Raw genomic sequence first — 7,798 nt, forward strand, 5'->3', positions numbered from 1 at the left:
CGCCGCACATGACGCGCGGCGGGCCGACGACCGTGGTTCGAGACCTCTAGGAGAGGATGCCCGCACGGGTGGCGAGGTCGAGTGCCGCGTCGAGGCGCGGAGCCGGGCGGCCTTCGGTGTGGGCCGCCGCCAGCAGTGCCGCCACGGCGCCCGCGTCGGCCTTGCGTTCCCGTGCCAGTGCCGCGAACCGGGCGACGGCATCGGTCAGGCTCCGCTGCCGCGCCCACGGGGCGTCGAACGAGGACACGGTGAGTCCGAGGAACTCCTCCTCGTCCGCGCCCACCCAGGCCGCGGCCCCGTCCAGTCCGTCCTCCCGCACCTCGTCCGGGTAGGGGATGCGGTGCCACGCGCCGTTCTCCCACCAGTAGACGAAGCCGAAGAGGTTCCCGGCGGCGTCGTCGCGCAGGAGGTCCCAGGGCAGCCAGTCGGGGCCGCCCGCGAGGAAGTCGATCTGCTCCCCGTCGACATGGGTGTGGCTGCCGTCGGGGTCCTGGCCGCAGAACACCGCGTGCCCCTCGTCCACCAGGGTCAGGCGCCACCAGCCGTCCCCGCCGGTGGAGTGGCACCACAGACCGTCGTCGTCGAGGGCGAACTCGGTACTGGTGGAGCACGCGGTGTCGACCATGGCCATGGTCACCGCCCTGGCCCACAGCAGTTCGGGGTGTTCGAGGTCTTCGGGCCGGCTCGGCGTGTGCATCGTGTTGTCTCCTCCCGGGTGCCGGGCAAGCCTCGCACGTGGGGCCGGGTCGGCCGAAATGCCGATGGTCGGACGGGCCCGGCGGCCGGGAAGCGAACGGGGCGGATTCGGCTGGGGCATCGTGCGGGAGCCGGCATCGTCCGTGACCGTACGGCCCCACTGCGCCCCACCGCTCGCGCGGTGCCCGCATGTGGTGCCCGCATGTGGTGACCGCATACTGAGAAGATCCCGGCCCCATCCGGCCTGCCCGCGCGCGGATCCCGCCATTGTGGCCTTCGGACCAACTCCCGTACGGGAATGGCGGGTTACGGTCCGGCCATGTCTTCGAACATACGAACCACCCCTGCTCCGCACAGCCGCCGCGCCTTGTTGCGCACCGCGGTGGCGGGCACGGCTGCGGCCGCCGGAGCGGGCCTGACCCTCAGCGCGGCCTTTCCCGCCTTCGCCGGCTCGTGGGATCCGGAGAGCGCCGAGCCCGTGACCACCCCCGCGCAGGCCCTGCGCCGGCTGGCGGCCGGCAACCAGCGGTGGCGGGCCCAGGACCAGGAGCACCCGCACGAGTCCGCGCCCCTGCGCCGCCGGCTCGCCCGGGGCCAGCAGCCCTTCGCGATCGTGCTGGGCTGCGTCGATTCCCGCGTTCCGCCCGAGCTGGTCTTCGACCAAGGGCTGGGGGACCTGCTGACCGTGCGGTCGGCGGGCGAGGTGCTGGACGAGGCGGTTCTGGGGAGCATCGCGTACGGGGTCCTGGAACTACGCGTACCGCTCGTGCTCGTCCTGGCCCATCAGTCGTGCGGAGCGGTCGCCGCCGCGGTCCGCGCCGACGAGTCGGGCGAACCGCTCCCCGCTCATGTCCAGTACCTGGCCGATCAGATACGGCCGTCCATCGATCACAGTCGGCAGGGCGAGGCCCGCGTCGACGCGACGATCAATGCGCATGTGCGCAACGTCCGCAGCCGGCTCGCGGCCGAACCCGACCTCGCCGGGAAGGTGGCGACGGGCGAACTCGCCGTGCTCGCGGCCCGCTACGAGCTCCGCGACCAGCACGTACGCACCCTGGCCTGACGGCGGTGCCGCCGCGTGCGGGCCCATCCCGGTCGAGCCTGCGACCGGGATGGGCCACGGTTCACGAGCTTCAGGCGTTGACGCAGACGTTGCCGGCAGTCGGGTTGAGCGCGCCGATCACGTTGATGCTGTTGCCGCACAGGTTGATCGGAATGTGGACCGGGATCTGGATCACGTTGCCCGACAGCACACCGGGCGAGCCTGCCGCGATGCCCTCCGCGGTGGCGTCAGCCGACGCCGAGGACGCACCGCCCATGACCGCCAGGCCGAGCACCAGGGCCAGACCCGCACTCTTCAGAACACGCGACACGTGAATCTCCTTGTCACCGCACAGCGGTGCCGAAGCACCGCACGGCCCCGAGCGGGGTCGTCGCCCTTTCCTTCGGCAGCTGATGGCCTCCCGCCCTGGGTCAAGGCGCCCGGTTCCCTCGAATAGGTGGCCCCGCGCCTCCGTTCGGGGGTACGGAAGCGCCGTCGAGCTCCGGTGGCCGCCCCGCCCGCGCGTCGGATCTACGCGATCGAGAGGGAAGCGTGGCCGTCAGGCTCCGTCGGCGTTCCGCCGTCGCCCGAGCAGCCGCCCCTGCTCGCGCTTCAGACCGGTGAACCCGTGCCGCGCGTAGGCGGCTATCTCCTCGCTGGGGAAGGGCACCACGGACTGGTGCTCGCCGTAACTCCCCTGCTCCCACCGGGCGACCGTGATCTCGTAGCCGGAGACGTGGGCGCAGAGCTGCAGCAGGATCGGCGGCATCCGCGATTCGCTCAGGAGGTCGGCGTGCTTGATGACGAGGTCGCGCATCCGTTGGATGTTCGGAAGGAAGACGGTCTTGACCCACAGCCGCCACTCGGCGAGCTCCTCCTCGGTGGGCGGCAACTCGTGGACGAAGGGCGACCGGCCGTCGGACCGGGCGTTGCGCTCCAAGAACGCGCCGAAGATGCGGCTGTTGGCCTCCGTGAGGGCGAACAGCGGTCCGTAGAGCTCGCTGAGCTGTCGATTGACCCGCGAGAGCCGCTCCTGCCGCTGCGCCAGCCGCAGGCCGTTGAGGTAGGTCACGGTGTAGCCGACGAACGCCAGGACGATGGTGGCGACCAGTGTGATCATGAAGTGTGATGCTAGGCGTCTCGTGGACCGCTCCGGTACGACCCCCGAGGACCTACTGGTGAGCACGGCCTGCTCGTCCTCCAGGCGTCCTGCCCGGCGCAGGGCTGATGGCATTTCTTAGCATCAGAGGTCAACTATTCGCCCTGTCGCCGCCCGGACGACTAGAAAGGTCGGGACCGAGCCGGAACCGTCGACGGGGATGATGCCACCCGTCGGTGACCGGAATGATGTCTAAGGCGGTGGATGCGCGTGTGTAGATGCGGCAGACTCGAATTGATAGCGGTCAGATTACTTCCGGAGAGACCGAGTTCAGACTCCTTCACCTGACGCGGTCGGCCCCGCCGCAGCCTGTGTCCATGGGCGGTGTCGGGCTGACTCGGACGCAGGGAGGAGGGATTCCCCGACCTCCTCCCTGCGTATGCGGCTGCGCGTTTGCACATCGCATTCCCAGCCGCTCCGCACAGGCCCCACTGCGGCCTGCTGCATGCCGCCGACGTGCGGCTTTCGGGGATACCGCCTCGCGCCACATCCTGGCCGACGCGATGATCCGGCTACCGCCCGAGCGCGTTCCGACGTGCACCGCACGCGGAATTGCGCCGGTTTCGGAACGACTCCGTCGAACACAGTCGGAACAAGCCACCTGAGATTTTTCAAATGGGCACCCATCCGCAGGCGTTGGGGCAACGAAGGATGAGCGAGAGCCTCTCCAGGGCCTCGCCTAAATCCCGTACGATCTGCGATTCCCGTCCTGGGGATCCACGGAACAGGAGCGAATGTGATAGTCAAGCGCACCGGTCGCCACGTGGTTCTCGCCGCCATACCCGCCGCCGTGGTCCTGAGCCTCGGCCTTTCCGGACCAGCTCTCGCCGAGGGCGGAAAGGCGTACCAGATCGACCTTGCGCAGCTGAACGCATCAGGCTCCAGCGGTACGGTCATGCTCACCCTCAAGGGCAAGCAGCTGACCGTGCAGATCGAGTCCAAGGGCATGGTGCCGGGGCAGCCCTCGGCCCAGCATCTGCACGGTTCGACCAAGGGGCACGACTTCCACTGCCCGGACGCGACCGACGACACCGATGGCGACGGGGTCCTCAGCAACACCGAGGCCACGCATGACTACGGCGACATCAACATCTCGCTGACCACGGGCGGCGACACCAAGCCCACCAGCGGCCTCGATGTGTTGCGCATGCCCGTCGCCGACGCGAAGGGCACGATCCGCTACAAGCGGACGATCGAGGTCGGCCAGGATGTGGTCGACCACATCAAGGACCTGCATGTGGTGCAGCACGGTATCGACCGCAACAAGAACAAGAAGTACGACTTCGAGGGCGCGGGCAAGAGCGAGCTCGACCCGAAGCTGCCCCAGGAGGCCACCGCTCCGACCAACTGCGGAGAGGTCAAGGGCGCGGCCGTGGGATCGATTCCCGTGGGCGGCATCGAGACCGGCGGCGGTACGGCGGAGCACGCGGCGGCGCCGGTGACGGTGCGCGACGGTGTGGCGATCACCGTCCTCGCGGTGGTGGCCGGCGCGGTGATCATCGGGCGGAAGCGAGCCGGCGTCGGGCCCGTCCGCCGGGAGACCACCGGGGGCGGCGCGTGAAGCCGACCCTCATGCGGTCCCGCCGCCTGACCCTGGGCCCGCTGGCGGCCGTCGCCCTCGCGGGGCTGCTCCTCACCGGGTGTGGCGGCCAGAACGCGGCGAAGCCCCCCGCCCCGGCGGGGCAGAACCAGCAGGGCGGGGCGCCGGCCGCGGCTGACGCCGCTCCGCCCACCGGGAAGGCGCCCGCGGCCGGATCGCAGAGCGGTGGGAGCACGGGTACGGGCGCGGGCTCGGGCCGGGCCGAGCAGGCCCTGGCCCGGTCCGCGCCGCAGAAGATCTCGATCCCCTCGCTCAACGTGTCCAGTTCCCTGGAGACCCTGCAGCAGAACTCCGACGGCACCATGCAGACCCCGAAGGATCCCGCGCTCGCGGGCTGGTACGAGCCGGGGCCGACCCCCGGCTCCCAGGGACCGGCCGTGATCGCCGGGCATGTCACGTGGAACGGGGCGTCCGCGGTGTTCGAGAAGCTGAAGACGATGAAGGGCGGTGACACCATCAAGGTCACCCGGCAGGACGGCAAGACGGTCACGTTCACGGTGGACCGCGTCGCCGAGTACCCGAAGGCCGAGTTCCCGACTCTGGAGGTCTACAAGAACATCGACCACGCGGGCCTGCGGCTGGTCACCTGCGGCGGCAACTTCGACCCCAAGAAGCACTACTACGACAGCAATGTGGTGGTGTACGCCCGCATGACGGGCGCCGCGTAACCAGGACCACGGGGCCGGGAACACGCCCGTCGGCCGCAGGACCCCACTGCGGCCGGCGGGCCCGTCCGCCGTCCGCCGTCCGCCGGATGAGCATCCCGCAGCGCACTCGTTCAGTGGAAGGCGTCGGCGTGCTCCGCGGCCCACTGCCGGAACGGGCGGGCCGGCATTCCCGTGACCCGGGCGACCGTGTCGCGCACCCTCAGCAGTTCCTCGTTCACGTCGCCGCCCGTGACGTCGAGCACCGCGTCCGCGGCGTCGGCGCCGAAGACCGCGGCCATCCGCGCGTGGGCCTGCTCGCGGCTGATCTCGGCGAAGGGCACCTCCCTGCCCAGGGCCGCCGCGATGGCCGCGACCTGCTCGCGGGCGGTCACCGGCTCGGGACCGGTCAGCGCGTAGGTGCGTCCGTGATGACCGGGTTCGGTCAGTGCCACCCGCGCCACCGACGCGATGTCCGCGGGGTGGATGGTCGGCAGCGCGGTCCCGGCGTACGGCGCGCGGACGGTCTCGTGGTCACGGATGGTGGTGGCCCACATCAGGGTGTTGGAGGCGAACTGCGTCGGCCGCAGGATCGTCCAGGCCATGCCGCTCGCCTTCAGCAGCCGCTCCACCTCCAGGTTCTCGACGGCGGGGCCGAGGTGCGGGTGGGTCTGAACGGTGATGGAGGACACCAGGACGACGTGCTCCACACCCGCCGAACGAGCGGCTTCGAGGATGTCGGCGTCCGGTCCCAGGCGCGAGACGAGGAACAGCGAACGCACTCCTTCCAGCGCGGACTTCGACGTCCCCGGATCCGTGAGGTCGCCCTCCGCGGCCTCGACGCCCTCGGGCAGGACGGCTCGTGCGGCATCCCGGGTGAGCCCCCTCAGCGGTCCGGCTCCGCGTGCGCGCAGTTCCTTCAGCAGGGCACTGCCTATGTTTCCGGTGGCTCCGGTCACGAGGATCATGGGCGGGTGTCCCTTCGTCGGATGATCAACTGACGGACACGCTAGAACCTCGATCATGGTTGAGGTCAAGGAGGCGCCGGGCCGAGCCGGCGGGCATACGGCGGCACCCGACCCGTCACCGGATCGGGTGCCGCAGATGCCTCGCGTCAGTCGGTGGCGTGCGTCCAACTCGTGCACAGGGCCCAGATGATGAACACGTCGATCGCGATGATGATGATCGACCACCACGGCTGGTACGGCAGCCACATGAAGTTGAGGATCACGCTGATACCGGCGAGTGCGATACCGGCGCCCCGCGCCAGGTTCGAGCCGGCGAACAGGCCCACCCCGGTGAGGATGACGATGATCCCGACGATCAGATGGATCCAACCCCACGCCGTGAGGTCGAATTCGAAGACGTAGCTGCCGATGCGCGCGTAGACGTCGTCGTTGGCGATGGCCGCGATGCCCTGGAACACCGCGAGGCAGCCGGTCACCAGGAGGAGGACGGCGGCGAACAGCGTGCCCACGTTCCCCGCGCCCTGGCTGTCGCCGCTTGGGTACAGCGGTGTGTTGCCCGGCGCAGGGCCGGTGTTCCAGTTTCCCCCGGTCGGTGTCGGCTGGCCCATGGAATTCACCTCACAGTTGGCGATACAGCGCAGGACCGTCCTGCTCCGGCTCGTCGGTCACAGGCTTCGGTGCCCACATCGCAGTGTCGTCCGGTGGTCCGGTTCCTGTGATCACCCGAAGCGGGTGGTCTTCGCCCGGGCGCACGGGGCGGCTCCCGCTCAGGCGGGCAGCCGGCGCATTTCGAGCACTCGCAGGCCCAGGGACTGGAAGCGGGTGAGGAGCCCGTACAGGTGGGCCTCGTCCGCCACGCTGCCGAACAGGAGCGTCTGCTCAGGTACGGGGATCCGGGCGAGCTCGGGAAAGCTCGCGGCGAGCGTGTCCGGTACGACCCCCGAGATACGGAATTCGTAGCGCATGAGAGCACTCTCTCCTCTCGGCACGAAGGCTTCGGGGCCCGGGCCGGTGCGAGAGCCCGGACCGCTTCCGGCCTCCACCGCCATCGTGGGCCCCCGGCCCGGGGCTCGACATCGCCCGGTGCGGGCGAGAAACCCTCCCCAGGCGGCCCCCGCCCCGCGCGGCTCAGAGCATCCCGAGGTCCTGCGCCCGGTGGACCGCCTCGCTGCGCCGGGTGACGCCGAGCTTGCGGTAGATGCTCTTCAGGTGGGTCTTGACCGTGTTGGCCGACACGTACAGCTCGGTCGCGATCTCCTCGGTGGACAGCAGTTCCGCGGCCTTGCCCAGCACCTCGGTCTCCCGCGCGCTCAGCGGTTCCACCACGGGTGGCTGCCCGTCGGCCTGCGGCGTGCGCGCCGTACGTGCCGTACGTGCCGTACCGGCCGCACCGGATGCACGGGCCGTACGGGCCGGGGCGCGGGAGGTCAGCCAGCCGTGCGACCGTGCCGTCCGCGGGTCCTCGCGCAGGGTTCGGCGCACCCAGGGACCGCTCTCGGTAAACATCCGGCGCAGTTCCTCGGGGCGGGCGAGCGCCAGCGCCTCGCCGAGGCACCGGTGCGCCTGCGGGGAGTCGCCCCGCGCCTCGGCGATCCGCGCGCGGAGCAGGCACGCGTGGGCCCGTACCGGCGTCGGGACGCCGTCGTCCGCCGGTACACCGGCCAGTGCCCGCGCCGCGTCCGCGGCGCG

At 70.6% G+C, this 7,798-nt stretch carries 10 protein-coding genes; 3 read left to right on the top strand and 7 right to left on the bottom strand.

The window, feature by feature from the left end:
• Positions 1-46: 46 nt before the first annotated feature.
• On the bottom strand, positions 47-697 hold the full coding sequence (locus tag AB8A24_RS28330; protein WP_266480200.1) for a hypothetical protein: 651 nt from the start codon (positions 695-697) through the stop codon (positions 47-49).
• A 318-nt stretch (positions 698-1,015) separates the two neighbouring features.
• Between AB8A24_RS28330 and AB8A24_RS28335 the strand changes: the two genes are divergently transcribed.
• Complete coding sequence (locus tag AB8A24_RS28335; protein WP_369477957.1) at positions 1,016-1,759, top strand: carbonic anhydrase; 744 nt, start codon at positions 1,016-1,018, stop codon at positions 1,757-1,759.
• 70 nt (positions 1,760-1,829) lie between these two features.
• Here the strand turns inward: AB8A24_RS28335 and AB8A24_RS28340 are convergent, their stop codons facing one another.
• Positions 1,830-2,069, bottom strand: a complete 240-nt coding sequence (locus AB8A24_RS28340) for a chaplin (protein WP_328960181.1) — start codon at positions 2,067-2,069, stop codon at positions 1,830-1,832.
• A 228-nt stretch (positions 2,070-2,297) separates the two neighbouring features.
• Positions 2,298-2,858 (bottom strand): hypothetical protein, encoded by a 561-nt coding sequence (locus tag AB8A24_RS28345; protein WP_328960182.1) that lies wholly within the window; start codon positions 2,856-2,858, stop codon positions 2,298-2,300.
• A 775-nt stretch (positions 2,859-3,633) separates the two neighbouring features.
• Here AB8A24_RS28345 and AB8A24_RS28350 point away from each other — a divergent pair.
• Together AB8A24_RS28350 and AB8A24_RS28355 are read left to right on the top strand one after the other, a co-directional pair.
• Positions 3,634-4,458: a hypothetical protein gene (locus AB8A24_RS28350; RefSeq protein ID WP_328960183.1), complete on the top strand. Its 825-nt coding sequence runs from the start codon at positions 3,634-3,636 to the stop codon at positions 4,456-4,458.
• A complete protein-coding gene (locus AB8A24_RS28355; RefSeq protein ID WP_369477958.1) occupies positions 4,455-5,165 on the top strand; it encodes a class F sortase in 711 nt (236 codons plus the stop codon). The genes AB8A24_RS28350 and AB8A24_RS28355 overlap by 4 nt, the downstream gene beginning before the upstream one ends.
• 110 nt (positions 5,166-5,275) lie before the next feature.
• Here AB8A24_RS28355 and AB8A24_RS28360 read toward each other — a convergent pair whose 3' ends face one another.
• The 4 genes from AB8A24_RS28360 to AB8A24_RS28375 form a co-directional block, all read right to left on the bottom strand.
• Entirely contained in the window at positions 5,276-6,109 is an 834-nt protein-coding gene (locus AB8A24_RS28360) for an SDR family oxidoreductase (RefSeq protein ID WP_369477959.1), read from the bottom strand.
• Between the two features lie 146 nt (positions 6,110-6,255).
• Positions 6,256-6,717: a hypothetical protein gene (locus tag AB8A24_RS28365; RefSeq protein ID WP_030717592.1), complete on the bottom strand. Its 462-nt coding sequence runs from the start codon at positions 6,715-6,717 to the stop codon at positions 6,256-6,258.
• 159 nt (positions 6,718-6,876) lie between these two features.
• Positions 6,877-7,074, bottom strand: a complete 198-nt coding sequence (locus tag AB8A24_RS28370; RefSeq protein WP_030717589.1) for a hypothetical protein — start codon at positions 7,072-7,074, stop codon at positions 6,877-6,879.
• Positions 7,075-7,237: 163 nt separating this feature from the next.
• Positions 7,238-7,798, bottom strand: a 561-nt coding sequence (locus tag AB8A24_RS28375; RefSeq protein WP_369477960.1) for a LuxR C-terminal-related transcriptional regulator, incomplete at its 5' end; no start/stop codon positions are given.

This window comes from Streptomyces sp. BF23-19, assembly GCF_041106355.1.
In the GTDB taxonomy this organism is placed as follows: domain Bacteria; phylum Actinomycetota; class Actinomycetes; order Streptomycetales; family Streptomycetaceae; genus Streptomyces; species Streptomyces virginiae_A.